Here is a 26,315-nt window from a genome sequence, read left to right on the forward strand (position 1 = left end):
CAAACAATGCATACTCATGCGAACCAATTTCATCAATCACTACATTAGATAAACTAATTTGAAGGTTGCAATTTTTCTTGTTTGCCCGGGCCGATACGAGCTCCTACAATGCGCCTCGCAGTGAGGGCATACCCTTGGATACAGGCCGGTTAATCAGGGTTCACGGTACGTATTCGACCATCAATTTGAACCTGTCTATTGGAATCGAAGATGAAAAAGTTTGTTGCTAAAACCATCCGTTACTACAAGCTTTCCTTTGTTCAGCTCTATCAACTGAACCGACTCTGAGAGCTCGCGACGGCTCACCTGTTTATTTTCCGGTCTGTGTCCAGACGCACTCACTGTCTGTGAACATCCATCCTGAATTGTCTTTGCCCACCGCATCAGCCGTGGGCTTTTTTTTGCCCGAATAACAAAAAACCGCCTTTGACGGCGGTTTTTTGTTCAAACGACTGTTTTTACTTCTCATCTGGTCGCTGAAGACCGAAATGAGCATATGCTCGTGTGGTCGCAATCCGTCCTCTGGGTGTACGTTGCAGATACCCTTGCTGGATCAGATAAGGCTCAAGCACATCTTCGATAGTATCTTTCTCTTCCCCGATCGCGGCGGCCAGATTATCGAGACCCACCGGCCCCCCCATAAACTTGTCTATGACAGCCAACAATAACTTGCGGTCCATGAAGTCAAAACCTTCGTTATCGACATCCAGCATGTCCATGGCGCGGGCCGCGATGGGGCCATCGATCCGGCCATCGGATTTGACCTGGGCGAAGTCACGCACTCGTCTTAACAAACGGTTAGCAATCCGCGGCGTACCGCGAGAGCGACGGGCGACCTCAATGGCACCATCTTCCGTCATGTCGAGCCCCAGACAACGGGCACTGCGGGAGACGATATCGGTCAGGTCCTTGACGTTGTAAAACTCCAGCCGCTGGACGATGCCGAAGCGATCCCGCAGCGGGCTGGTGAGTGAACCGGCCCGGGTGGTAGCGCCAATCAGGGTAAAGGGAGGCAGATCCAGCTTGATGGAGCGAGCCGCTGGTCCCTCCCCGATCATGATGTCGAGCTGGTAATCCTCCATCGCCGGATAGAGCACCTCTTCCACCACCGGGCTGAGACGGTGGATCTCGTCGATGAACAACACATCGTTCGGTTCAAGGTTGGTGAGCAGCGCCGCCAGATCCCCCGCTTTCTCCAGCACCGGGCCGGAGGTGGTCTTGATATTGACACCCATCTCGTTGGCGACGATGTTGGCGAGGGTGGTCTTACCCAAGCCCGGCGGACCGAAGATCAGCAGGTGATCGAGCGCTTCACCCCGCTGACGGGCCGCTTCGATAAAGATCTCCATCTGCTCGCAGACGGTATCCTGACCGGTGTAATCAGCCAGCTTCTTGGGGCGGATAGCCCGGTCAATAATGTCATCCTCACGGGCGGCACTGGCCGAAATGAGGCGGTCTGCTTCAATCATCAACTACCTCATACCAGGCTACGCAGGGATTCACGGATGATATCTTCCACCGACATCCCCTCTTTGGCGATCTTGCTGACAATCTGGCTCGCCTGCTGCGGCTTGTAACCGAGGGCCACCAGCGCACTGGCCGCCTCTTCGGTCACATCCGGTGCCCGCAATTCTGGCTCACTGGCTGGCAGGGTGACCATGGCCGGGGAGAAGAGGTCGTGACTGACCCAGCCCTTGAGGCGATCCTTCATCTCCACCACCAGACGCTCGGCGGTCTTCTTGCCGACTCCCGGCAGTTTGACCAAAGAGCTTATCTCTTCACGTTCGACACTCAGCACGAATTGGGTAGCTGTCATGCCGGAGAGAATAGCCAGCGCCAGCTTGGGGCCGACTCCGTTGGTCTTGATCAGCTCGCGGAACAGCGCCCGCTCCTGTTTGTGGTTAAAACCATAGAGCAACTGGGCATCTTCCCGCACCACGAAGTGAATGTGGATGGTCGCCTCCTTGCCGATCTCCGGCAAATCATAGAAGCAGCTCATCGGCATATGAACCTCGTAACCAACCCCGCCTACTTCCAGCAAGACCTCGGGGGGCTGCTTCTCAATGACAATGCCTCTCAAGCGACCAATCACGGCTCTCTCCTCACCAATACAGCTATTCGCAAATTGGCTCATAGCATAAAGAATAACTGGATAAGTATCCAGCATAGGGCAGCAACCCTCTGGTATCCGGAGAAGCTTTTTCGCAAATTGGCCACCATGCTTGATCTAGTTCAGCCTGCGTGTACGGGATGTTTCTGCACCGTACCGGACTCCGACTGGGCATGAGCCACTACACTAAATCCGTTCGGAACCGAAATTGATGCCAATGCAGATACCAAGGAAGGCCATCATATGAAAATTGTTACCACCGCCAATCTGGGTCTTGCCATCTTGCTCGGCTGCACGCTGGGGATGGGGGTCGTGGGCTGGTATGGCAGCCAGCGGCTGGCCGGCCTGCTCACCTATGTGTTGGGAAGCGCCTGGCAGACCGCCGATGGCGCCATGGAAGGCTCCATCGAACTGGGCAATCAACAGTTACAGATTCAGAAGATGCAAAACGGCACCCCGCTCAATCGCACCGAGCTTGATGCCGCCAAGGCGGCGACCGATGATGCGCTGGCCCGGGTCAGCCAGGGTCAGCTCATTGATGGCGCAGTCCTGGCCACTATGGAGCAGCAGAAGCTGGCCTATCAACAACAACAAGAGAAGCTGTTGACGCTCTATCACGCCTATACCGAGGTGGATCAGGCCCTGCATCACAACGCCGAGCTGATGGCACGACTCTCGACCCAGCTGGAGGTGATTGGCGATGGGGCGGTAGAGGTGCTGACCCAGGCCCCCGACCAGACCATCAGCTGGAACAGCGGCCTCTCCACCCGCTGGGAAGCGGCCGACGGGGGAATGGAGTCCAATATCGGCTTTTTGCGCCAGCTCTATGCGCTGGAGAAGATGCGCAGACAAGGGGTAACGGAGGCGATCAAGGTCGAGCTGAAAGAGGCGACCGATTTCTATCACGAAGCGATCGACAGCATGCTCGGTACCGGGCTGTTCGATATCGAGGGAACCGGCGAATTTGCCGGCAAGCCGCTGGCGACACAGTATCGCACCCTGTTGGCCCGACATCAGCAGCTGATGGGGCAGTGGATCGAGGCGCTCGGCAGCTATCAGGCCCAGCAGGCTCTCTATGAGGCCAGTGCCGACCAGCTACAGCAACAACTGGTTGCCATCGAGGCAAGCGGTGATGCCACCGTCGAGGATCAGGTAGTCCAGCTCAACGGCATCATCAGCCAAACCCGCACCCTGCTGCTGGGCGGCCTGTTGCTTAGCCTGATCATGGTCACCCTCTGTGGCTTCTGGCTGACCCGCAAGCTGGTCACCCCGCTGCTGCAAGTGGACAAACGGATGCAGGATATCGCCGCCGGCGAGGGGGATCTCAACGCCCGCATCAACCTGCAGCGGGATGACGAGATAGGCTCGCTGGCCAACAGCGTGGATCGCTTCATCGAGAAATTGCAGAAGATGATCAGCTCCACCATGGACAACAACCGGCACATCAGCGAACACGTTCACACCTCGGTCAACCGGGTGGAGGCGATCAGCCAGAGCAGCCGCCAGACCGCCGAACATGCGCTGGCCCTGCATCAGGACAGTGAACAAATGGTACAAGTCGCTACCGGTATTTCTGACAACTGCAGCATGGCGGCCCACAATGCCAACGAGGTGCGCCAGCTAACCACCGAAAGTAGCCAATATGTCGCCTCTGCCAGTGCGGGCATGCAGCGGGTGGTGCAGGAGGTGGGCGAGTGCGCCATCGCCATCAACGCCCTCAAGGAGCAGGCGGGCCAGATCGGCCAGATCATCTCCACCATCAGCGAAATCTCGGAGCAGACCAACCTGCTGGCCCTCAATGCGGCTATCGAAGCAGCCCGCGCGGGGGAGATGGGACGTGGCTTTGCTGTGGTCGCGGACGAGGTGCGCACCCTGGCCAATCGCACGGCGACATCAAGCGCCGAGATCAGCCAGGTGATCAGCAGCATCCAGCAGCAGACCGAGAGCGCCTACCTGATGATGCAGCGCAACCTCAAGACGGTGGAGTCCGGCATGCAGGACTCCGAGAACACCAAGCAGATCCTGTTCAAGGTGGAAGGCGCCATCGACCAGCTGGCCGACATGGTGCAGCAGGTGGCCGTAGCCACAGGTCAACTGTCACACACCCTGAGCCACTCCTCTGACAAGGTCTCCGGCATCAGTCTGCAAGCCAGAACCGGCGAACAGGAGGCGCAGGAGTGCCTGCAGCTCGCCTCCTCGCTCCATCAAGCCAGCCTGCTGCAACAGCGCCTGCTCTCCCAGTTCCGAGTCTGACCCCCTCCAATAGCGAAGATGCCACTCCCTGCGAGTGGCATCTTTTTGTTACCGGTCGCTCATTCCTGCCGCCTTAACTTCCTCAACTTCCTATGGCCAGTTGAATAGCCAGACTCAGCATGATGATGCCGACCAGCAGATCGATCCCCCGCTGCACCCCTCCTCGCGCTAGCCAGGGCGCCAATGCGGCCGCTCCCAGCGCAAGCGAGTAAAACCACACCAGCGAGGCCAGCATGGCCCCCGCAGCAAAGGCCGGACGCAGGGACTCGCTCACCTGACTGCCAAGGGAGCCGAGCAGCATCAAAGTATCGAGATAGACGTGAGGGTTGAGCAGCGTAACACCCAGCGTCATCGCCAGCACGCTTTTGGCCCCCATCTGCTGAGCAGAATCGGCAAGTCCCTCCCCCTTACCGCGCCAGGCACTGAGCAGGGAACGGCCACCAAACCAGCCGAGAAACAGCACGCCACCCCAGGTGAGTAGCGCCATGCCGAGGGGGCTGGCGGCCAGCACATTGGCTCCGCCAAATACGCCGATAGCAATCAGGGTGAGATCGCAGAAACTGCAGAGCGTGGCCGTCAGCAGATGGTGATTGCGATGGATGCCCCGGCTCAGCACAAAGGCATTCTGGGCGCCGATGGGGATGATCATGGCCAGACCGATGGTGAAGCCTTGCAGTGTCGTTGCGAGCATCATGGAGAGCACCGTTCGAAGTGATGAATGAACGGCACTATAGCGAGCCCTGTTCCCTCTTAGAAATTCATTGATTTACTGGTTTATTCATTTTGCTAATGATGAAGCTTTTCTATTCAATCCCTTGTCAATTACCGGATCTGACAATTGTGACCCTCATACAGCAGCAGGAGAATCTGTGGCATGTGAGACTCGGACTACTGCAACACTCGGGGAAAATTGGTGACCACCACCTGCTCCAGATTGGGCAACAGCAAGCCGGTCCCCACCCCCTTGGCAATGGCCTGGTAGCGGTTCATGGAGCCGGTTTTGCGGGTGACCTGATTGAGGTGGTAATTGACCGTGCGCTCCGTGATGCCGAGGATGCAGGCTATCTCGCAGGAGGTCTTTCCTTCGCTGGCCCAAAACAGACACTCGGTTTCACGCTCGGTCAGGGGCTCTTTGCCCGCACTGTCCATCATGCTGAAACGCACCACCCGGATTGCGGCATCGAAGATATAGTTCGACATCCATGAGAGGATCGGCGACGACTCCAGCAGCAGATCGCTCGAGGCCCGCTCGGACGTGATAAAGGAGAGGATCCCGTTCTCCCCGGCTGCACCGTGCAGGGGGAAGGAGATGCCATTGCGTAGCCCGAACTCGGCTGCCAGCCCCATCACATCCATGCTTCCCTCTTGCAGAAAACTGGCTCGCTCATCGAGGCGGTTCCAGTAGATGGGCAGAGTCTGCTTGCGCGCCAGCTGGATCACCGGATCACATGCCAGCATGTTGTTTTCGGTGTAGGCCTGCACCCAGGAGTCAGGGCAGTGATTGAACAGCACCACCTTGGGTCTTTGCATCGACATCGGCAGGATCAGCGCGAAGCGGTAGTAGTCGTAGCCCATACCGAGCGTGAAGTGACCGATCAGCTCGGCCAGACGGTTGCCATCCGTCACCGAAGTGAAATGTTCGAGATACTCAAGCAGTTGGTCTCTTTTCATATGAAAGCCCCCTTGGCCAGACATGTGATTATAACGGCGAATAGCAAGACAGAGGGCCCATAATGTTGGTTTTCAAAGGAAAATTGAGAGAGCATCCACGAAATGAGGTAGAGGAGGAACTCTATCGCTTTCGAAATCGCGTCTTTTCCGACCGGCTCGGCTGGGATGTAGAGTCCCATCGGGGACTCGAGCGTGACAGCTTTGATACGCCAGACACCCATTGGGTGCTGATCGAGGATAAACAAGGGCTGTGCGGCTGTATTCGCCTGCTCAACTGTGCCGATGCCTATATGCTGCCCACCATCTTCCCCACCGCCCTTGCCGGTGAAAGTGCACCACGCACCCCCGATGTCTGGGAACTGACCCGTCTAGCCATCGATGCCAGCCGTGCTCCGCGGATGGTCAATGGCGTCAGCGAGCTCACCTGCGTTATCTTTCGCGAAGTCTATGCCTTCGCCCATGCTCACGGGATCCGGGAGCTGGTCGCTGTCGTCAGCCTGCCGGTAGAGCGCATCTTTCGTCGTATCGGACTGCCCATCGAGCGGCTCGGTCACCGCCAGACGGTGGATCTGGGGGCCGTGCGCGGGGTGGGGATCCGCTTCCATCTGGATGAACGTTTCGCCCGTGCCGTTGGCCAACCTCTGCTGGGCCACTATCAAACCAGCCACATTCTACTGCAGCAACCATCAAGGGCGCTGACAGCGCAGTCATAAAAAATCCCGGGAAAACAGACCCGGGATAAACAGATCGCTATGAGCCCGCAGGCTAACCCACGGATCAGCGGGCAGTATCCTCCCTCAACAACCTGATCACTACTGTCAGAAATCACAGCATAACGTCCCTGTCACCACTCATTGTTGTCCCCTGCCGAGTGACGTAGAGTCAGCCCAGAAGCAACGCAAGGGAGGGAAGATGAAAGAGCTGGACTACAAACTGCTGCGGGCGTTGGATGCGGTACTGCAGGAACAGAACTTCGAGCGGGCGGCCAAGTCGCTCCATATCACCCAGTCGGCCATCTCCCAGCGGATCAAGCAGCTGGAGCAGCAGTTTGCCGAGCCGCTGCTCATCCGCAGCCAGCCGCTGCAAGCGACCCCGCTCGGCCAGAAGCTGCTGGCACACTATCGTCAGGTCCACCAGCTAGAGCTGGAACTGGCTGGTGAGCTGGCTCCCGCCACACCACAAGCACCCATCCGGATCAGTATCGCCGTCAATGCCGACAGCCTGGCCACTTGGTTTCTGCCCTCGATTACTCCCTTGCTTGAGCAGCATCCCATCGAACTCAACCTGCTGGTGGATGACGAGTGCCGCACCCTCGACAAGGTGCGCGAGGGGCAGGCCTTCGGCGCGGTCAGCCTGAGCCCCCAACCGCTGGCGGGTTGCTGTGTCGACGAGCTCGGTGAGATGAACTATCTGCTCACCGCCAGCCCGGCCTTCGTGGCTCGCCATTTTCCTCGCGGTCTGACCCGGGAAGCACTGGCCAAGGCACCGGCAGTAGCGTTCGATCAGCGAGATGACATGCATGTAAGCTTTATGAGGGAGCAGTTCGGGCTGGAGCCTGGCGGCTACCCCTGCCATACGGTTCATTCGTCGGAGGCCTTTGTCGCCATGGCCGAACAGGGAGTGGCCTACTGTCTTATCCCGGAATTACAGATCAGGAGACAACTGGAGAGTGGCTCACTGGTCAACCTCAGCCCAGAGCGCATCCTGACGGAGCGACTCTACTGGCACCGTTGGGTACTGGAAAAAGGGGTACACAAACAGCTCTCTTTACGGCTCATCGACTATGCCCGCAGCTCTCTGAAGCCACGCTAATCAGGCCATTCACCTTGGCTTTGCAGGGCTAAAAACGTATAGTGCTGGGCGTTTCTTCATCAGGTCTCCACTCAGGTTCCCCATTTATGTTCCAAGACAATCCGCTGCTGGCCCAGCTCAAGCAACAAATCCGCGAAAACATCCCGAAGAAAGAGGGTGTGATCCGTGCCTCCGATCGGGGCTTCGGCTTTCTGGAGGTGGATGAGAAGACCAGCTATTTCGTGCCGCCTCCTTACATGAAGAAGGTGATGCACGGTGACCGGGTGAGCGCCCTGATCCGCACCGAAAAAGAGAAGGAAGTGGCCGAGCCGGATGCCCTGCTGGAGCAGTCCATCACCCGCTTCGTGGCCCGGGTCAAGATGTTCCGCGACCGTCTCAACGTGGTGGCTGACCACCCGCTGATCAAGGATGCCATCAAGGCCCGCGTCAAGAAGGGTCTGGATGAGAAAGAGTTCAAGGAAGGGGACTGGGTGGTCGCGATCCTCAAGCGCCATGCGCTGGTCGACGGCAACTTCTCCGCCGAGATCACCCAGAAGATTGCCGCCCAGGAAGATCACAATGTGCCCTGGTGGGTGGTGCTGGCGCGCCACAACCTGGCCCAGGTCGAGCCGGCTGACTTGCCGGAGTGGAAGGTGATCGAAGAAGAGGAGCTGCCCCGTCGCGATCTGACCGCAGTCCCCTTCTTCACCATCGACGGTGCCAAGACCAAGGATATGGACGATGCGCTGGCCATCACCAAGCTGGACAACGGCTGGGAGCTGCTGGTTGCCATCGCTGACCCGACCGCCTATGTGGCCGAAGGGAGCGAGCTGGACAAAGAGGCCGCTCAGCGCGCCTTCACCGTCTACATGCCAGGCCGCAACGTGCCGATGATCCCGCGCACCCTCTCCGACGAGCTCTGCTCCCTGAAAGAGGGCGAAGAGCGCAACACCCTGTGTGCCCGTCTGCTCATCGCCGAAGATGGTCTGCTACTGGAGGAGACTGAGTTCTTCGCCGCCCGCATCTGCTCCCACGCCCGTCTCAACTATGACGACGTCTCCGACTGGGCGGAGCACGGCAAAGAGCTGGCCATCGACGCAGGTGTGCTGGCCCAGCTGCCGCTGATGAAGGCGATGACCGAAGCGCGCATCAAGTGGCGCACCGAGCATGCGCTGGTATTCCCGGATCGTCCCGACTACGACTTCGAGCTGGGCGAGAATGGCGAAGTGCTGGCTATCCACGTCGAGCCGCGCCGCATCGCCAACCGCATGGTAGAAGAGTCGATGATCGCCGCCAACATCTGCGCCGGTCGCGTGCTGGGCAAGAGCGTCGGTTACGGCATCTTCAACGTTCACACCGGCTTTGACGAAGAGTCCCTCGACGGCGCCATCGACCTGCTGAAGAGTGCCGAAGCCCCGTTCGAGCGCGACGAGATCGCCAGCCTCTCCGGCTTCTGCGCCCTGCGCCGCTGGATCGACAACCTCGACACCCGCTGGCTGGATGGCAAGATCCGCCGCTTCCAGAGCTATGCGCTGATGTCCTCCGAACCGGGCGCCCACTACGGTCTGGGTCTGGATGCCTACGCCACTTGGACGTCACCTATTCGAAAATACGGCGATATGGTCAACCATCGTCTGCTCAAAGCGGTCATCGCGGGCAAAACCCCGGGTGAGCGCCCGAGTCAGGAGCTCACCGAGCATCTGACCGCCTGCCGCCGCCTGCACCGCATGGTGGAGCGTGACATCGGTGACTGGCTCTATGTCCGCTACCTGAAGGCCGATGCAGGCACCGACAAGGTGTTCAACGCCGAGATCATCGACGTGATGCGTGCTGGCCTCAAGCTGCGTCTGCAGGAGAATGGCGCCGTGGTCTTCATGCCTGCCCGTCATATCCTCGACAACAAGGATCGCCTGGAGTGCAACTGGGACAATGGTCGCGTCTATCTGGACAAGACCGAGGTGGTCTACGAGCTCGGCCAGCTCATCGAGGTGAAGCTGACCGAAGCGGTGGAAGAGACCCGTTCCCTTATCGCCAAGCCGGCGGTAGATCTGGTACCGGGTCCGGCACCGGAAGCCCCGGTCGCCGAGAGCACACCTGCGGACGTAGCCCCCAAGGCTGAGTAAGCCGCACAGAGTCATCTCATCTGCCCGAGAGCCCGCCATTGCGCGGGCTCTTTTTTGCCCCGCATCTGCCATACACGCTGCCACAAGTGGCGCCACTACGCACAGTTTTCGCCACAGTTGGCAGTAAAAGCAGTGAATGTTTCCACGCATAACGTGGAATGCAACCAATATGTGCGACACCTCTCCTTTCTGACATATTAATCAAAGAGAAATATGTTTATACTCGCTTGGGTACAATCCAAGGGATGCTGGTATGCAGGAATGGGACCCGGAACACTTCACCAACTTCGCTCAGTTATGCGAAGTGAGCCTCGCCACCATCCGTGAAAAAACCGATGCCGAACGCCTCTACCTCTGGCTGAAAGCCCCCGAACCGCAGCTCTACAGCTTTCAGCTCGATAAGGGGCTGACTACGCTTGATCTCGCCCATCTCGGTCAACTGACCCTGCCCCACCATCTGCTCGACAAGGCGATGGACAAGGGGCAACTGGTGATCGAGCAGATCTACCAGCCGCCGGACTCTGGTGAGAATGTCGAACCAGCCCAGCAACGACTACGCGCCTGCTTCCCCCTCAAACGCCATATGAGCCTAGAAGGGGTCATCTATCTGGAGACCCACCGCCGTATCGACCGCCTCTCTGCACGCCAGCGTCAGGGGATCCAGCTGCTGATCCACTATCTGACCGCCGAATTGAGCAACCACCTGCTATCCAGCCAGGTCAATCAGGAGCGGGATCAGCGGCTCCATACCCAGACCGATCTGGTGCAGAGTCAGGCGCTGCAGGGCTCTTTTCTCACCATGTTGCAGGCGCTGCACATGGTCAGCGTCACCCTCTCCCGCAGCCGCAGCGAGAACGATCTGCTGCGGGACGCCGTGCTTCTGGCCCGCAAGGAACTGCAGTTCGATCGGGTCGCCATCTTCCTGATCGAACCCGATGGCAAGACCATGCGCGGCACCTGGGGCACCAGCGAAGAGGGAGAGCTGGTAGACGAACATGACTTTGTCAGTCCCATTCCGGAGCACCCCACGGTGCAAGAGGCGCTCAGGCGCAAGGATTACGTGCTGGTGATGGAAGATACCCCCCTCTACTACGAGAAGCAGCAGGTGGGCCGTGGCTGGAACGCCATGGTATCGCTATGGGATGGCACCACTCCCATCGGCTGGATCGCCGCCGACAACCTGCTCTGGCACCGTCCGCTCAAAGCCTATCAGAGCGAGATCTTCAAACAGTACGCCGCCATTCTGTCACAACTGCTGATCCGCCAGCGTACTCAGGAGCAGCTGGAAACCCTCAACCGCCAGCTGGAGGCCCGGGTCGCCGAGCGCACCATGCAGCTGGCCGAGACCAACCGGGCGCTGGAGGAGGCCAATCACCGCCTCTCCCTGCTGTCGCTGGAAGATCCCCTCACCGGCATCGCCAACCGGCGCCAGTGGGACATCACCATGCAGCGGGAGTGGGAGTGGGCACGACGCACCCAGAACCTGCTGGCGGTATTGATGATCGATGTGGACGAGTTCAAGGCCTACAACGACCACTTCGGCCATGCCAAAGGGGATCTCTGCCTGCAACAGGTAGCCCGAGTACTGCGAGAGGCCGAGCGACGCTCTACCAATCTGGTGGCTCGTTATGGCGGAGAAGAGTTCGTCATCCTGCTCTGCGCCCCCCAACCCGGTGAGGCCGAACAACTGGCCGAGAGGATCCATGATGGCCTAACCCGATTAAAACTGCCCCATCCCGCCTCGCGGGTTGCTGATTTCATTACGGTTAGCATAGGCTTTAGCTATCTGGTTCCCTCCCTGAACGAGGCATGGCAGAGTCTGACCGAACAGGCCGATCAGGCGCTCTACCACGCCAAGTCTCAAGGACGGGCGCGCACTCTGGCCTATCGGTGATCCCATGCTGTTGCGTCGTTATCCCATCTTCAATCGCCGCATGGCCCTGGTGGCCTACGGCATCGATTATCTGCTCGGCTCACCGGACGAGTGGCCCTCGCTGGCACAACATTGCCGCCTGCTGGCACAAGGGCGCCAATATCTGGTGCCCTTCACCCACGAACAGCTCGATGAACAGCGCCCCCTGCTGTTTGATCAGGATGCGATCCCGCTGGTCGAAGCCTCCAGCGAACGGCTACCAGCTTCCTTTCCGGTGCTGGAACAGTGGCGAGACAGTCGACGCCGGCTTGCCGTACACGGGGTCAGCCGTGAGCCACGCTGGCTCGGTGCCAGCCGTCTGCTGGTATTCTGGATGGGCGAAGAGGGGATCTGCCAGCCCACCGAACACAAGCGGATGGCCCTCGATATCGAAACCTGGGAAGACTTTCTCCCGCTGCGAGAGGCCGGAGTCGACTTCTTTGCCGGTGGTTTTCTCGCCCGCCCCGAGCTGGTCAATCAGCGTGCCACCCAGCCCGACATGGCACTTGTGCAGCAGATCCTCCAGCTCATCTGCCACGAGGAGTTCTCCTTTGCCCAGGTGGCCCGCCTGCTGGAGCAGGATGCCTTGCTCCCGGGCCAGCTACTCACCTATGTCAACGCCCCCGGCTTCGATCATGCCGCCCCCATCACCTCGGTTTCCCGCGCCCTCTCTTATCTGGGAGAGCAGGAGATCCGCAAGTTTGTGCTGATCAACGGCCTAGCCAGGGTAAGCCAGCATATGCCGGAGGCCTCTACCCGGATGGCCATCGCTCGCGGTCGCTTCTGTGAACTTATCGCCCTCACCGCCCTAGACAAACGCGAAGCAAGCTGGGCTTTTCTGGTAGGGCTGGTACTCGATGGTTCCCTGCTATCGGAGTCGCTGAAGGCCCACCTGCCCAACAACGTAAAACGAGCCATCGAGCGGCACGAAGGGCCGCTGTTCCACCTGTTCCAGCTGGTCAGGACCTACGAACAGGGCAACTGGGCCCTGCTGGAGCAGCTGGCACCGAAATACCAGCTCGACCCGACCAGACTCACCCCCGTTTATTTTCAGGCGCAAATGTGGGGGCAAGCGTTTCTCACCTGCTAGGTGATGGCGAGGCGGGGAGCCACTGGCTAGAATGGGCTCCCTTTTTTCAGAGACAGACCCCGCACCATGACGCTTTCCGGATTCCAAGGCCTGGTCTTTGACCTTGATGGCACCCTGGTCGACTCCATGCCGCTGCACCTCGCCGCCTGGGAGCACACAGCCCGCGAGTTTGGCTTTCACTTCGATGCCGACTGGTTCTATGAGCTGGGTGGCATGCCGAGCCGCAAGATCGCCCTGCTGGTCGCACAGGAGCAGCAGATCCCCCTCGATCCGCTCGAAGTCACCCGCTGCAAGACCGCCCACTATGTGGCCAACCTGCACAAAGCGACCGTGTTTCCGGCCATGCAGGCGCTGGTCGAGCGCTATCATGGCGTCATCCCGATGGGGATCGGCACCGGCTCGCCTCGCGTCAACGCCGAGGCTGTGCTGCGCAACACAGGGCTGGATCGCTACTTCTCTGTGGTGGTCACCGCAGACGATGTGGAGCTGCACAAGCCCAATCCGGACACCTTCCTGCTGGTCGCCAGCAAGCTGGGGGTCGAGCCATCAGGATGTCTGGTGTTTGAAGATACCGGTATCGGGGTACAGGCCGGAGAAGCGGCGGGTATGCAGACCTGCATGGTCAAAGAGGGCAAACCGGTCGGCATAACGGCGTAGTGCGGAAAAAAATATCGCCCTGCAAGGGGCGATCACCGGAACCGGCTCTCATACGGGACATGAATGAAAATGAGAGCAGGTTCCGTCAGCCGCTGACGCAGGGCGCATCAACGGGGCGTGCGGGGCAGACGATTACTCGTTGTTGCCGCCGCCCTGATTGTCGTCATAACGACCCGGCGCACCGTGGGGGCGCGGCGCCATGGAGACACGCGGCTTGCGAGCACGCTGGATATTCACCTGCGGACGGCCGGTGTGCATGGCGATGGTGGAGATCTTGGCCTTGTAAACCAGCTGCTGGTTACCATGAGCATCGGTCAGCAGCACGCTGTACTGGTCGAACCCGCTGATGGTGCCTTCCAGCTTGATGCCGCTCACCAGAAAAATAGCGACCTGACTGCGGTTCTTGCGCAACCAGTTGAGGGCAGAATCTTGCCCGTTCCCGAGGGAGAAGGCTTGCTCAATCGTGGAGTAGCTGGGGGATTCAGTTGTCATAAATTATTGTCCCGCGGAAAAAAAGTGGCGTTTGATTGTGCTAAATGGGCACTGGCTTGTCAAAGTCATTCTCACTCCCGCCAGCAATAGCGCCCTCCGGGGGCTGGTCGCTGACCAGCACAACTGCGATAATCGCCAGCTCTGGCTCTACCACGGGCCTTATCTGGGGTTTTATCTTGCATCCGGTTTCACACCAACACCACACCACCTATGTCCATGATGCCACTGCCTGCGAAGAGTGTGACCTGCTGATACCGGCCACACCGCTCGAGGTGGGACAGGCCAGCTGCTGCCCCCGTTGCGGACACACCCTGAGTCGCCACCTGCCACAGCAGGAGTTGCGGCCGATCTCCTACGGGTTCGCGGCACTCATCATGTTCGTGCTCGCCAATGCCTTTACCTTTATGTCCTTCTCGGCCAAAGGGGTGGGCCAGGAGATGACCTTTTTGCAGAGCATCACCACCCTGGTGGATGAGGGCTATCTGTTTCTCGGCGCGGTGCTGAGCCTGACCCTGATCGGCCTGCCGCTGGTCTATATGGGCTCCATCATGCTGGTGCTGTGGCGGGTCGATAAAGATCTGCACAGCAATGCCCTGCGCTCCCTCGGCCGTCTGCTCTGCCGGATCAAACCCTGGCTGATGGTGGATGTCTTTCTGGTGGGGGTGCTCATCTCGCTGGTCAAGCTGATGGGGATGGCCGACATCAAGATGGGGCTGTCATTCTGGGCTTTCGTCGGTTACACGGTGCTGCTCATCAAGATGATCTCCTCACTGGATCAGATGTGGCTGTGGCAGCGGTTGTTCGGCCCGACCGAGGCGCGGGATATCGACCCGGAAGCGGGCGCGCTGGAATCAGGTCTGGTGGGCTGCCATATCTGTGGCGCCCTGAGCGAGGTGGGCAGCCACAGTTGCTCCCGCTGCGGCGGCAAGCTGCATGCGCGCAAGCCGGGCGGCCTGAACCGCACCTGGGCGCTGCTGTTTACCTCCGCCATTCTCTACATTCCGGCCAACGTCTATCCCATCATGGATACGGTGTTTCTCGGTGATGACAGCCCCTCCACCATCCTCGGCGGTGTGGTGCTGCTCTGGGCCATGGGCTCCTACCCCATAGCGGCGGTGATCTTTTTCGCCAGCGTGGTGGTGCCGCTGGTGAAAATACTGGCGCTATTCTGGCTTTGCTATATGGTGCAGCGCGGCAATGTCACCTCCCCCCTCGGCAAGCTCAAACTCTATCGCATGACCGAATTTGTCGGACGCTGGTCGATGATCGACGTCTTCGTGGTGGCCATTCTGGCGGGCCTGATCCGACTCGACAATCTGATGACCATCTATCCCGGCCCTGCGGCCGTCGCATTTGCAGGTGTGGTGCTGATCACCATGGTCGCCGCCATGAGTTTCGACTCCCGCCTGATCTGGGATTTACAACAAGGAGAACGCGAACGTGAGTGAGCGTAAAAAAAGGTGGAAACCGGGCTCTGACTTTCTGAGCTCTGCCGCCGCAATCTGGATGGTGCCCCTGCTGGCGCTGTTCATCGGTCTCTGGATGCTGTTCCAGCACTGGTACTCCCAGGGCCCGAGTTTCACCCTGACAGTCGCCACTGCCGAGGGCATAGTCGCTGGCAAGACGGTGATCCGTTCCCGCGAAGTGGACGTCGGCCGCATCGAGGCCGTCGAGCTGAGCGATGACTACAGCCATGCGGTGCTGAAAGGACGGCTGACCAATGCCGCCTCCGGCATGCTGCGCGGTGACAGCCAGTTCTGGGTGGTCAAGCCCAGAGTGGGCCGTGAAGGAGTATCGGGTCTGAGCACCCTGCTCTCCGGCGCCTATATCGAGCTCGCCCCCGGCAAGAAAGGTCGGGCGCGGGACGAGTACGCCATGCTCGATAAACCGCCGCTCGCCTCCCTCGATGCCAAGGGGCTGCGTCTCACCCTCAGCAGTCGCGACACCCGCGCGCTGGGGGAAGGCTCCCCCATCAACTATCAGGGCTTCACCATAGGTCAGGTGGAAGAGGCGAAGTTCCTGCCGGAAAAGAGCGAGATGCAGTATCAAATCTTCATCCACGCCCCCTATGACATTCTGGTGAGCAGCAACTCCCGCTTCTGGATGACCCCGGGCTTCGAGGTCTCCATGAGCAGCGAGGGGATGAAGGTGAAGATGGATTCGCTGGAGAGCCTGATCGATGGCGGCATCACCATGGGTCTGCCACCCGGCTGGGCGCCTGGCGAACCGGTCAAACAGATGGAAGGGTTCACCCTGTTCCAGGATGAGGCGAGCGTGCTGGCCGGTAGTCTGGATCAGTTCATCGACTACGTCTTCCTGTTCGATGACAACGTGGGTGGCCTGCACCCAGGCGCGGCGGTGCAGTATCGCGGCATTCGGGTCGGTACCGTCATCTCCGCCCCCTACCTCATCGAGGACAAGGGCGTGCAAATCTTCAAGAGCCGCCAGATCCCGGTGCTGGCCCGCATCGAGGTGCAGCGCCTCTCCCACCGCTATGCCAAGGCGGAGAAGGATCAGTGGCGTGCCCTGTTCGGCAAGCAGTTCAAGGAGGGGTTGCGTGCCAGCCTCAAGACCTCGAGCCTGCTGACTGGCGGCAAGATCATCGACCTCAACTTCTATCCGGACGCGCCACGTTTCGAACAGGCCAAGCTGGCCGGTTATCAGGTCTTCCCCACCGTGCAGGGCGGGCTGGATCAGATCGAGCGCAAGGTGAACCTCATCCTCGACAAGTTTGTCGACATGGACATGGCAACCACCCTGACCAAGGTCAACGGGTCACTGACCACCTTGGATGGCACCCTGAAGAACATCAGTGCAGTCAGCGCCAACCTGAACAAGCTCACCGCCAAGGATTCCACCCAGCAGCTGCCGGCCTCGCTCAACGAGAGCCTCAAGCAGTTGCAGGAGACCTTGCAGGCCTATGATGCCCAATCGCAGACCAATCAGGACCTGCGCCAGTCGGTGCAGACCCTCAATCAGTTGATGCGCGAACTGCAGCCGCTGGTGCACTCCCTCAACGAGCAGCCCAGCTCGCTGATCTTCGATCGCGCGCATCCATCGGACCCTGAGCCCAAGCGAGGCAAACAATGAAAAAAGAGATCCTGACGCTGGCCCTGCTGGGCCTGCTGGCGGGTTGCAGCAGCCAACCAAGCCTGCACTACTACTCGCTCGATGCCAATAGTCAGCAACCCGTGACGGCCCCGGCCCAACCGCAGCACCAGCTGGTGCTGCGCCCGGTGGCGCTGGCCAGCCAGCTCGACCGGATCAGCCTGGTCTATCAGCTGGAAGGGCAAGAGCTGCACTTCACCGAATACCATCGCTGGGCCGGTGCGCTGGACGATCAACTCAACCAGCTCACCCTCAATGGCCTCTCCACCCGCCTGCCGGGCTGGGTGGTACGGCAGGATGGCGCCCGCAAGGGGCCGGTGCTGACCATTCTGGTGGAGCGCTTTCAGGGCCGTCATGACGGCAGCGCCGTGCTGAGCGGCCGCTGGCGCCTGCTGGCGGAAGATGGCACCGTGTTGCGCGATGCCCCCTTCCGTCAGGAGCGGGTGCTGCCGGCCGATGGCTATAACGCGCTGGTGAACGAACTGGGTCAGGGCTGGCAACAGCTGCTCGACCAGATCGCCGCCGAGGTGCGCCAGAGCGCCAGCTAATCGCCCATCCGCCGATTGCAGAGATAAAAAAACGACGCCAGCTGGCGTCGTTTTTTATGGGCAAGAGTCGGGAGCGACTTATGCCTTGGCAGGCAGGCTCAGGCGGGCAACCGCTTCCACATGCATGGAGTGCGGGAACATATCGACCGGTTGCACTTCGTCCAGCACGAAGCCCTGCTTGACCAGCCAGGCAAGGTCGCGGGCCAAAGTCTGCGGGTTGCAGGAGACATAGACCAGACGACGGGGCGCCATGGCGACCAGGGTCTGCAATACGGCCTTGTCACAGCCTTTGCGGGGCGGATCCATCACCACCACGTCAGCGGTCACGCCCTGGGCGTGCAGCTCGGGCATCAGCTGCTCCGCCTTGCCGACGTGGAATTCGGTGTGCTCGATGCCGTTGAGGGCAGCGTTGCGGCGAGCATCGCTGATGGCGCTCTCCACCGACTCGATCCCCACCACCTTGGCAGCCTTACCAGCCAGGAACAGGGAGATGGTGCCGATACCGCAATAGATGTCGAACACCGTCTCGTTGCCGGTCAGCTCGGCATACTCGAGGGCGCTGGAGTAGAGCACATCGGTCTGGGTCGGGTTGTTCTGAAAGAAGGAGAGCGGCGAGATCTCGAACTCGAGCTCATGGATCTTGTCGCGGATCACCCCTTCGCCGAGCAGCACACGGTTGGTGGCGCCCAGAATGCGGTTGGTACGCTCGTTGTTGATGTTCTGCACCAGAGTAGTAACCGGCAGATCGCTCAGAGCAGCCAACAGTTCGGCTTCGAACGGCAGCTCCTCGCCCAGGGTCACCAGCACCACCATCAGCTCGCCGCTCTTGAAGCCCTTGCGGGTCATCAGGTTGCGCACACAGCCGCTGTGGTTTACTTCGTCATAGGCTTTGATCTCGTGCGCGCGCATCCAGTTGCGCACCCGTGCGTTGAGCTCGACATGCAGCGGATCCTGCACCGCACAGTCATCGGCGGTGATGAGATCGTGGGAGTGCTTGCGATAAAAACCGATCTCGGCACCGGCATCGCAGCCACGCACCGCATATTGCGCCTTGTTGCGATAGGCGAACGGACTCTCCATGCCGAGGATGGGATTGACCACGGCATCACCCAGCCCGACCTGCTCCAGTGCGCTCTGCACCAGTGCCTGCTTGAGCTTGAGCTGGGCCGGATAGGCCAGCGGACGTACCTGACAGCCACCACACTCGGTGTTGGGGCAGAAATCGGCAACCCGATCGGCAGAGGGCTGGAGCAGCTCGGCAACCTTGCCGTGCAGATAGTTCGGCTTGACCTCGGTCAGCTCCACCAGCGCCTGCTCACCGGGCAGCAGACCTTCGACAAACAGGGGGCGATCGAACAGGCGTCCTTTGCCATCTCCTTTGTCGGTCAGTTCCAGGATCTCGATCTGGTGTTGATGTCCCACTAACGGCATGAGCGGCTCCAAAAGTACTAAAAATGGGGGGGTGATGAACGCGGAAAAACCATGCCCATCGAGAAAAGGTGGCAGAGTTTAGCGGAGATCCGGCCAAATTGCAGGCATAAAAAGCCTGCGTGTTGCAATGGTCATTGCCCCTGGCCATCTGCCGGGCGTTGCCACCTTTCGGGCTGCGGCAAATTTAGCCCTTGGGCCGCAACGCCCAGCCTGCTAAAATTCCGCCCTTGAAATTATCCTGGGCCCCGCGCCCGTTCTAGCTAAGGTCTACCGCGATGCGTACCAGCCAATATCTGCTTTCCACTCTCAAGGAAACCCCCTCCGACGCTGAAGTTGTCAGCCACCAGCTGATGCTGCGCGCCGGGATGATCCGTAAACTGGCCTCCGGCATGTATGCCTGGTTGCCAACCGGTCTTCGGGTACTGAAGAAAATCGAGCACATTGTTCGCGAAGAGATGAACAATGCTGGTGCCGTCGAAGTCTCTATGCCGGTGGTTCAACCCGCCGAGCTGTGGCAGGAGTCTGGCCGCTGGGATGACTACGGTCCCGAGCTGTGCCGTCTGACCGACCGCCACAACCGTCCCTTCGTGCTGGGCCCGACTCACGAAGAGGTGATCACTGCGCTGGTGCGTTACGAAGTGAACAGCTACAAGCAGCTGCCGCTCAACCTCTACCAGATCCAGACCAAGTTCCGCGACGAAGTACGCCCTCGTTTCGGCGTGATGCGTGGCCGCGAATTCCTGATGAAGGATGCCTACTCCTTCCACATCGACAAAGCGTCTCTGGTCGATACCTACGAGAAGATGCACGCCGCCTACTGCAAGGCGTTCACCCGCATGGGCCTGAACTTCCGTCCGGTGCAGGCCGATACCGGCTCCATCGGTGGTACCGGTTCCCACGAATTCCAGGTGCTGGCCGAGAGCGGTGAAGATCTGATCGCCTTCTCCGATAGCTCCGATTACGCCGCCAACATCGAGATGGCCGAAGCGCTGGCCCCGGCTGGTGAGCGCGCTGCCGCCACCGCAGCCCTGACCAAGGTTGCCACCACGAACGTCCACACCATCGACGAAGTGGCTACCTTCCTGAAGGTGGCGCCGACCGCCATCGCCAAGACCCTGCTGGTACTGGCAGAGGAAGATGAGCACGGCAAGCAGGCCGTCATCGCGCTGGTACTGCGTGGCGACCACGAGCTGAACGAAATCAAGGCTGAGAAACTGGCTGGCGTTGCCAACCCGCTGACCTTCGCCAACGACGAGCAAATCAAAGCTGCCGCCGGTTGCGATGCAGGTTCCATCGGCCCGGTCGGCTTTGCCGGTCGCATCATCGTCGATCGCAGCGCCGCCCATCTGGCGGACTTCGTCTGCGGCGCCAACGAGACCGGCTTCCACCTGACCGGTGCCAACTGGGATCGCGACATCGCTTCTTACGAAGTTGCCGACCTGCGCAACGTGGTAGAAGGCGACCCGAGCCCGTGCGGCCAGGGTAAGCTGCTGCTCAAGCGCGGTATCGAAGTGGGCCACATCTTCCAGCTGGGTACCAAGTACTCCGAAGCGATGAAGGCGAGCGTGCTGAACGAAGCTGGCAAATCCGTCACCATGGAGATGGGTTGCTACGGTATCGGGGTTTCCCGTCTGGTGGCTGCCGCCATCGAGCAAAACAACGACCAATACGGCATCATCTGGCCGGATGCCATCGCCCCGTTCGAAGTGGCCATTGTGCCGATGAACATGCACAAATCCGAGCGTGTGGCCGAGCAGGCACAACAGTTCTACGCCGAGCTGAAAGCCGCTGGTGTGGACGTGCTGTTCGACGACCGTAAAGAGCGCCCGGGCGTGATGTTCGCCGACATGGAGCTGCTGGGCATCCCGCACGCCATCGTCATCGGCGATCGCGGTCTGGACAACGGCGTGGTGGAGTACAAGTGCCGCCGCACCGGCGAGAAGCAGGAAGTGGCCATCAGCGACATCATCGCCATGCTCAAAGCCAAGCTGGGCCGTTAATTCCGCCCTCTTCCCGATATAAAAAAGCGCGCCATTTGGCGCGCTTTTTGTTTCTGTATTCTGACGATGGCAACCGGATGGCGGGCTTCGCCTCAGGGATTGCGACCGATAAAGAGGTCGGTCACGTGGCAACTGCTTCTGGCTTCCAGTGCGTCGAGCATATAGGCCGCCGCATCTTCCGGGGTCATGAAGCCACTCGGGTCCACGTGATCCGAGTTGTCCCAGAATTCGCTGCGGATCCCGCTCGGGTAGAGGTTGACCAGCCGCAACGGCGAGCCTTTCAGCTCGGCGCGCAAGGATTCGAGAAAGCCGCGCATTCCCCATTTGGAGGCGCAGTAGAGGCTCTCGTTGGCCTTGCCCACCTGCGCGGCGGAGGAGAGCACATTGGCCAGCACTCCGCCTTTCTCCCCGATAAGCCGCACCGTCTGCTGAGCCACCAGAATGGTTGAGATGAGATTGCTCTCCACCACCCGGCGGATCTGCTCAGCGGTGTAGACACCGACCGGGCCAAACTCGCCCACCCCGGCGCAGTGGATCAGCATGTCGGGCAGCCCGCCCCACTCCACCGCTGCAGCGAAGGCGACGTCGACCTCTTCATGGTGCGCCAGATCGGCGGCAATGCCGATCACCGCGCTGCCGAGCAGTTGTTCCTGCTCCTGCAGTCGCTGATAACGGCGCCCCATCATGGAGACCTGATGGCCCCGCTCAACCAGTCCGATAGTCAGCGCCCGGCCGAGACCGGAGCCGGCACCTGTCACTATGATGTGGCCCATTATCGCTCCTCGTCATCAGTTGACGGTCAGATTAGAAAGTGAATTCGCCGCCCATGAACCAGCCATCGATACGCTGGTCAACGTTGTCGAAGTCGACCTTGGCTTCACGCCAGCCCGCACGCAGCTTGATCGGCATGGAGGAGAACTTGTAGGAACCACCCAGACGGTAGTCATAGTTGTCCGCATCGTGAGTGCGCAGATCGCCGAAGAAGGCGATGCCGGTGCCCGGGATCTTCACTTCGCTGCCGGCATAGGCCATCAGGGTATCTTCGTCATAACCCTTGCGACCGAAGTAGACCTGCTCGCCATCGTAGTGACGGCCGGTCATACCCAGATCGATCTTGAACAGATCGTTGTTGAACAGACGGTAGTAGAGGCTCAGATCGTAGGCGGTCAGATCGTTTTTGAAGTTACCGCCGGAGGTGCTGAAATCGGAGACTTCAAACTTGGCGTTCGGCAGGAAGATGATGCCGTGTTCCAGTTGCAGATAGCCGTTCCAGTTGTAGCTGTCGTCATAGCTGCCATCAGCACTGGTGCCATAAGCCTGACCACTGCCCTTGGCGGCCCATACGTCGGCACCGGCGGCAAAACGCCAGTCGTCAGCGGCCATGGCACTCTGGCTGCACAGAGCCAGCACAAAACCGGCAATCAGCGTCTTTTTCATTACGTCACTTCCTCTTGCATACATGGAAAAGAGCACTATTTTACTCGGTGCAGCCAAAATACCCAGCGTCAATCCTGAACAAACGACGACAAATGTCAGTGCTTCATATGCTTCATCTCTGCCATCGGCTCAATCGGCTTCACCGGCAGTGACAGATCCAGCTTCTGACCATCGTCCATGGTGAGGGTGAGCGGGAAAGGAGTCTGCTCGGAGAGCGTGCCCACCTCGAACAGCATGATGTGCAGGCTGCCCGGTTTCAGCACCGCCTCGCCCTTGGCCGGGATCTCGATATTCTCGACCTGGCGCATCTTCATCACGCCATTTTCGTGCAGATGAGTGTGCAGCTCGGCACGCCCCGCCGCAGCAGAAGCCGCCGCCACCAGCTTGACAGGCTGGTCGGCGTCATTCTTCAGCACCATAAAGGCGGCAGTGTTGGGGGAGCCCGGCGGCAACAGGCGAACATAACCGTCGACAGCCTCGACCTTGGCCAGTGCAGGCGCCGTCATACCCAGAACCAGCAGAGAATAAAACGCACGTTTAAACATGATTAAAATCCTTTTATGATGTTGTTAAACGGCGCCAAGGTTACCCCAGCAGCAACCTTTTTTGCACCTTTCAATAACAAGGATTTAGACATGGCCCCCATTCTCATTGCCGAGCAGCAGGATGGCTTGCTCACCCTGACCCTCAACCGCCCCGACAAACGCAACGCTCTCAATACCGAGCTCTATAAGCAACTGGTGGCAGTGCTGCGAGAGGCGGCAGCCGATGAGGAGGTGCATGTCCTGCTGTTGCAGGGGCAGCAGGATTGCTTTACCGCGGGCAATGATCTGGCCGACTTTATGGGCAAGAGCTCGCTGGAGCCCGACGACCCCATACTGCAGTTCCTCCACACCCTGGCCGATTTCCCCAAACCCGTGATCGCTGCCGTTGCAGGCCCGGCGGTGGGGATTGGCACCACCATTCTGCTGCACTGCGATCTGGTCTATCTGGCGGATAACGCCCGCTTGCAGCTTCCCTTTGTCGAGCTGGGGCTGGTGCCGGAGTTCGCCTCCAGCCTGCTGCTGCCGCGTCTGGTGGGGCACCTCAAGGCGGCCGAGCTGTTGCTGCTGGCCGAGGCGATTGATGCCGAGGAGGCGCTGCGGCTCGGGCTGGCCAACAAGGTGGTAGCGGCCGATGGATTGCTCTCCTTTGCCCGCGAGCAGGGACTGAAGCTGGCGGCCAAGCCGCCCAGAGCGCTGCAAAAGAGCAAGGCGCTGCTGAAACAGGAGCTCAAACAGGCGGTACACTTTGTCATCGATCTGGAGGCGCGCGCCTTCGCCCAGGCACTGCAAGGGGAAGAGGCGCAGCAGCGCATCGCCCAGAAACTCAAACGGCGGGGCTGAGCCTCGCCCACATCCGTTCAGTTGAGACGAAAACGGCCGATCAGCTCGCAACCCTGCACCTTGTCCTGCAACTGGATCAGCCGGGCAATTTCCGGATTGGGGTGGCGCTTGAGAAAGGCGAGCAGGGCACCACGACAGCAACCCAGCTCGCTGATCAGCGCCTCGCATTCCCGGTTCGGGCATTGTGGCACCAGCGCCGTCACCAGCTCGGAGGCAAGCTTCAGGTAGCGCAACTCGTAAGTCGGCTCATCCATCGCCCGCCAGAAGTCAGCCAGCCGGTGACAGGTGGCGACCCGCATGGTGGCCAGTTCGGTCAGCTCGACCTGGGTCATCTCGTAAACATCCCCCAGCGCCTGCTGATAAAAGCAGATCGCCGCCCCCAGCGAACCGGCCTGCCAGGCACGCTCCGCCTCCAGCATGTATCGTTGCCAACTTTGCGGTGTCATTTCGCTCTCCCGAGTCCGTCATGGTGGGAGTGTTATCATGGCTAATTGAGAATAAATATCAACCAGAGGGTTAGTGCAGGATCTCTGCGCAACCTTGGCAAACCCGGCGCCCGACCTTATGATCGTGCCCTTCCCCCCTTCTTTGGAGCACACCACAATGCGACCACGCCTCCCGCAGATGCTGGGCTGCTCCCTGCTCTGCGTGCCCCGCATGCTGGTCTGGATCTATTAGCTGCGCTCAAGCGAACGCAACCCATCCGATCCATTCAGCAAAGGAGTACCAGCATGAACACCTGCCAACACTGGTCGCAGGTCGAATACCTGCACCTGACGGTGACCAACCCCAATATCTGCCTCAAGGGGCAACACAGCTACTACTCGGGTGCCTGGGATGGCCCCTTCGAAGAGGTGGCAGTGCGCTACCTCCATGGCGATCCCTTCAGCCGCAGCCCGGAAACCGGCTGGGAGCCGCTCTGGCATATCGACCGGCTCCATATCGGCGACTATGTGCAGATTGCCGCCGGGGTGAAGATCATCATGGGGGGCACCACACCCACAACACGTCCTTCATCAGCACCTATCCGTTCGCCGATCTGGCGGCGCTCAAGCGCAGCTACCACCCCGCAGGTGATACCCGCATCGGCAACGATGTCTGGATCGGCATGGAGGCGATGATCATGCCCGGCGTCACCATTGGCGACGGCGCCATCATCGCCGCCCGCTCGCTGGTCAATCAGGATGTGCCGCCCTATGCCATGGTGGCGGGCACCCCGGCCAGGGTGGTGCGGATGCGCTTTGGCGAGGAGGAGATTGCCCGGCTACAGGCCCTCGCCTGGTGGGATTGGCCGGATCAACAGGTCAACGATCTGCTACCGCTGATCCAGCAAGGTGACGTCGCCCTGCTTGAGCAGGCGGCTGCCCACTGGGCGGAGCGCCATGAGTGACCACCGCTAACCAGTAGCTGACAGCAGAAGGGCGACCCCGGAGTCGCCCTCTGTTATCTCCGGCATGCTCTGGACGCAGTCATCGCACATCCACTCACTGCGCGCTTTTGGACTGGTTGAGGCTGCACTGCTTGCCGGGATAACCGGGTAGATCCTTGGCATCGCTGCCGCAGGCGAGCCGTTTGGCCTGTTGCAGGCGAGCCGCCAGATTGGCGCTGTCCACCGGCATCCACTGCATCTGCTTGCCGAGCCAGCTGGCCCAGGCAAACTCGACGAAATAGACCTGTTTGTCCTTGCGAAAGTAGCCCGCATTCTGCAGCAGTCCGGCGAGGGTGCGATAGGGGTAATCAGGCAGCTTGTCGATGCTGGTCGGCAACTGCTCCGGGGTCAGCGGTTGCCCCTTCTCATCCTTGAGCCAGGCCCAATGGTTGTTCTGCATCTGGCTCCAGAAGTTGGCTTTGTCCTGCAGACGGCCAATCACCTTGACCCGGGCATCCTTGACGCCCTGCTGCCACAACGCCTTGGTGAGATGGTGGCGGTCCACCAGCCAGTAGTTGCCATCCGGCGCAATCACCACGGGGATCTCTTTCTTTTTCATCAACTTGTCGAGCTGCTTTGCGCTCATGCCCGCCAATGTGGCCTGGGTCTCATCGACCTGGATCTGGCCGACGCCCCCCTGAGTCGGGTGCAAGGCATCGATGCCGATCTCGCACCAGTTGCCCACCGCCGTGTCGCTCTGGCACGGGGCCAACGCCCAGGCACCCTGGCTCAACACACAGGCCAGCAATAACCATGCTTTCATCGTTTGACACTCCTCACCACATTGAACTGCACAGACGCCGGGAACGCTCTTCTACCCCGATTGGGAGTGAGAGTCGAATGCTGGCGGTCAGACCAGCAAACGGGATATCATGATT

Annotated in this window: 23 protein-coding genes and 1 pseudogene; 13 read left to right on the top strand and 11 right to left on the bottom strand. The window is 59.9% G+C overall.

All coding sequences use genetic code 11. The features are described from left to right. Positions 1-458: 458 nt before the first annotated feature. Positions 459-1,469 (bottom strand): Holliday junction branch migration DNA helicase RuvB, encoded by a 1,011-nt coding sequence (gene ruvB, locus ACTG2G_RS07770; protein ID WP_005335744.1) that lies wholly within the window; start codon positions 1,467-1,469, stop codon positions 459-461. 8 nt (positions 1,470-1,477) lie between these two features. Further along, positions 1,478-2,092 carry a Holliday junction branch migration protein RuvA gene (gene ruvA / locus ACTG2G_RS07775; RefSeq protein WP_421386911.1) on the bottom strand — a complete coding sequence of 205 codons (615 nt, stop codon included), beginning with the start codon at positions 2,090-2,092 and terminating at the stop codon, positions 1,478-1,480. Between the two features lie 261 nt (positions 2,093-2,353). On the opposite strand from ruvA, the gene ACTG2G_RS07780 reads away from it, so the two are divergent. Beyond that, the gene (locus ACTG2G_RS07780; protein WP_421386909.1) at positions 2,354-4,363 is read left to right on the top strand and encodes a methyl-accepting chemotaxis protein; all 2,010 of its coding nucleotides are present in this window, start codon (positions 2,354-2,356) and stop codon (positions 4,361-4,363) included. 82 nt (positions 4,364-4,445) lie between these two features. On the opposite strand, the gene lysE is transcribed toward ACTG2G_RS07780, so the two are convergent. Both lysE and ACTG2G_RS07790 read right to left on the bottom strand, forming a co-directional pair. Then, on the bottom strand, positions 4,446-5,054 hold the full coding sequence (gene lysE / locus ACTG2G_RS07785; protein ID WP_421386914.1) for an L-lysine exporter: 609 nt from the start codon (positions 5,052-5,054) through the stop codon (positions 4,446-4,448). A gap of 197 nt (positions 5,055-5,251) precedes the next feature. After that, positions 5,252-6,034, bottom strand: coding sequence for a LuxR family transcriptional regulator (locus ACTG2G_RS07790; RefSeq protein WP_216952064.1), 783 nt, complete (start codon positions 6,032-6,034; stop codon positions 5,252-5,254). 62 nt (positions 6,035-6,096) lie between these two features. Between ACTG2G_RS07790 and ACTG2G_RS07795 the strand changes: the two genes are divergently transcribed. From ACTG2G_RS07795 to ACTG2G_RS07820, 6 genes are all read left to right on the top strand, one after another. Continuing rightward, complete coding sequence (locus ACTG2G_RS07795; protein ID WP_421386908.1) at positions 6,097-6,747, top strand: acyl-homoserine-lactone synthase; 651 nt, start codon at positions 6,097-6,099, stop codon at positions 6,745-6,747. Between the two features lie 199 nt (positions 6,748-6,946). Then, complete coding sequence (locus tag ACTG2G_RS07800; protein WP_266135412.1) at positions 6,947-7,846, top strand: LysR family transcriptional regulator ArgP; 900 nt, start codon at positions 6,947-6,949, stop codon at positions 7,844-7,846. 86 nt (positions 7,847-7,932) lie between these two features. Next, positions 7,933-9,948 carry an exoribonuclease II gene (locus ACTG2G_RS07805; protein WP_421386907.1) on the top strand — a complete coding sequence of 672 codons (2,016 nt, stop codon included), beginning with the start codon at positions 7,933-7,935 and terminating at the stop codon, positions 9,946-9,948. 253 nt (positions 9,949-10,201) lie between these two features. After that, positions 10,202-11,842 carry a sensor domain-containing diguanylate cyclase gene (locus ACTG2G_RS07810; protein WP_421386906.1) on the top strand — a complete coding sequence of 547 codons (1,641 nt, stop codon included), beginning with the start codon at positions 10,202-10,204 and terminating at the stop codon, positions 11,840-11,842. 4 nt (positions 11,843-11,846) lie between these two features. Then, positions 11,847-12,950, top strand: a complete 1,104-nt coding sequence (locus ACTG2G_RS07815) for an EAL and HDOD domain-containing protein (RefSeq protein WP_421263397.1) — start codon at positions 11,847-11,849, stop codon at positions 12,948-12,950. Between the two features lie 66 nt (positions 12,951-13,016). Beyond that, positions 13,017-13,607, top strand: a complete 591-nt coding sequence (locus ACTG2G_RS07820; protein WP_040066974.1) for an HAD family hydrolase — start codon at positions 13,017-13,019, stop codon at positions 13,605-13,607. 132 nt (positions 13,608-13,739) lie between these two features. Here ACTG2G_RS07820 and hfq read toward each other — a convergent pair whose 3' ends face one another. Then, on the bottom strand, positions 13,740-14,099 hold the full coding sequence (gene hfq / locus ACTG2G_RS07825) for an RNA chaperone Hfq (RefSeq protein ID WP_005335772.1): 360 nt from the start codon (positions 14,097-14,099) through the stop codon (positions 13,740-13,742). A 176-nt stretch (positions 14,100-14,275) separates the two neighbouring features. Between hfq and ACTG2G_RS07830 the strand changes: the two genes are divergently transcribed. The 3 genes from ACTG2G_RS07830 to ACTG2G_RS07840 are packed head-to-tail and all read left to right on the top strand — an operon-like array spanning position 14,276 to position 17,755. Further along, positions 14,276-15,547: a paraquat-inducible protein A gene (locus ACTG2G_RS07830; RefSeq protein WP_040066978.1), complete on the top strand. Its 1,272-nt coding sequence runs from the start codon at positions 14,276-14,278 to the stop codon at positions 15,545-15,547. Then, positions 15,540-17,189: an intermembrane transport protein PqiB gene (pqiB, locus tag ACTG2G_RS07835; RefSeq protein WP_005335774.1), complete on the top strand. Its 1,650-nt coding sequence runs from the start codon at positions 15,540-15,542 to the stop codon at positions 17,187-17,189. The genes ACTG2G_RS07830 and pqiB overlap by 8 nt, the downstream gene beginning before the upstream one ends. After that, the gene (locus ACTG2G_RS07840; RefSeq protein WP_139410114.1) at positions 17,186-17,755 is read left to right on the top strand and encodes a PqiC family protein; all 570 of its coding nucleotides are present in this window, start codon (positions 17,186-17,188) and stop codon (positions 17,753-17,755) included. The genes pqiB and ACTG2G_RS07840 overlap by 4 nt, the downstream gene beginning before the upstream one ends. A 78-nt stretch (positions 17,756-17,833) precedes the next feature. Here ACTG2G_RS07840 and rlmD read toward each other — a convergent pair whose 3' ends face one another. After that, positions 17,834-19,186, bottom strand: a complete 1,353-nt coding sequence (gene rlmD / locus ACTG2G_RS07845) for a 23S rRNA (uracil(1939)-C(5))-methyltransferase RlmD (RefSeq protein ID WP_421386904.1) — start codon at positions 19,184-19,186, stop codon at positions 17,834-17,836. Between the two features lie 275 nt (positions 19,187-19,461). On the opposite strand from rlmD, the gene ACTG2G_RS07850 reads away from it, so the two are divergent. After that, entirely contained in the window at positions 19,462-21,186 is a 1,725-nt protein-coding gene (locus tag ACTG2G_RS07850) for a proline--tRNA ligase (protein ID WP_421386902.1), read from the top strand. 92 nt (positions 21,187-21,278) lie between these two features. On the opposite strand, the gene ACTG2G_RS07855 is transcribed toward ACTG2G_RS07850, so the two are convergent. The 3 genes from ACTG2G_RS07855 to ACTG2G_RS07865 form a co-directional block, all read right to left on the bottom strand. Continuing rightward, positions 21,279-21,959 carry an SDR family oxidoreductase gene (locus ACTG2G_RS07855; RefSeq protein WP_252655803.1) on the bottom strand — a complete coding sequence of 227 codons (681 nt, stop codon included), beginning with the start codon at positions 21,957-21,959 and terminating at the stop codon, positions 21,279-21,281. Positions 21,960-21,990: 31 nt separating this feature from the next. After that, positions 21,991-22,623: a TIGR04219 family outer membrane beta-barrel protein gene (locus tag ACTG2G_RS07860; RefSeq protein WP_252655804.1), complete on the bottom strand. Its 633-nt coding sequence runs from the start codon at positions 22,621-22,623 to the stop codon at positions 21,991-21,993. 95 nt (positions 22,624-22,718) lie between these two features. After that, on the bottom strand, positions 22,719-23,168 hold the full coding sequence (locus ACTG2G_RS07865) for a copper chaperone PCu(A)C (protein WP_005335782.1): 450 nt from the start codon (positions 23,166-23,168) through the stop codon (positions 22,719-22,721). A 90-nt stretch (positions 23,169-23,258) separates the two neighbouring features. On the opposite strand from ACTG2G_RS07865, the gene ACTG2G_RS07870 reads away from it, so the two are divergent. Further along, entirely contained in the window at positions 23,259-24,008 is a 750-nt protein-coding gene (locus tag ACTG2G_RS07870) for an enoyl-CoA hydratase-related protein (RefSeq protein WP_439985345.1), read from the top strand. Between the two features lie 17 nt (positions 24,009-24,025). Here ACTG2G_RS07870 and ACTG2G_RS07875 read toward each other — a convergent pair whose 3' ends face one another. Further along, complete coding sequence (locus tag ACTG2G_RS07875; RefSeq protein ID WP_005335785.1) at positions 24,026-24,454, bottom strand: DUF2753 family protein; 429 nt, start codon at positions 24,452-24,454, stop codon at positions 24,026-24,028. A gap of 285 nt (positions 24,455-24,739) precedes the next feature. On the opposite strand from ACTG2G_RS07875, the pseudogene ACTG2G_RS07880 reads away from it, so the two are divergent. Further along, positions 24,740-25,398: pseudogene (locus ACTG2G_RS07880) on the top strand (CatB-related O-acetyltransferase). Positions 25,399-25,492: 94 nt separating this feature from the next. On the opposite strand, the gene ACTG2G_RS07885 reads toward ACTG2G_RS07880, so the two are convergent. Next, entirely contained in the window at positions 25,493-26,200 is a 708-nt protein-coding gene (locus ACTG2G_RS07885) for a ParB-like protein (RefSeq protein WP_439985346.1), read from the bottom strand. Positions 26,201-26,315 lie beyond the last annotated feature (115 nt).

The organism is Aeromonas sp. 55A (assembly GCF_051919665.1).
GTDB classification, from domain to species: domain Bacteria; phylum Pseudomonadota; class Gammaproteobacteria; order Enterobacterales; family Aeromonadaceae; genus Aeromonas; species Aeromonas veronii.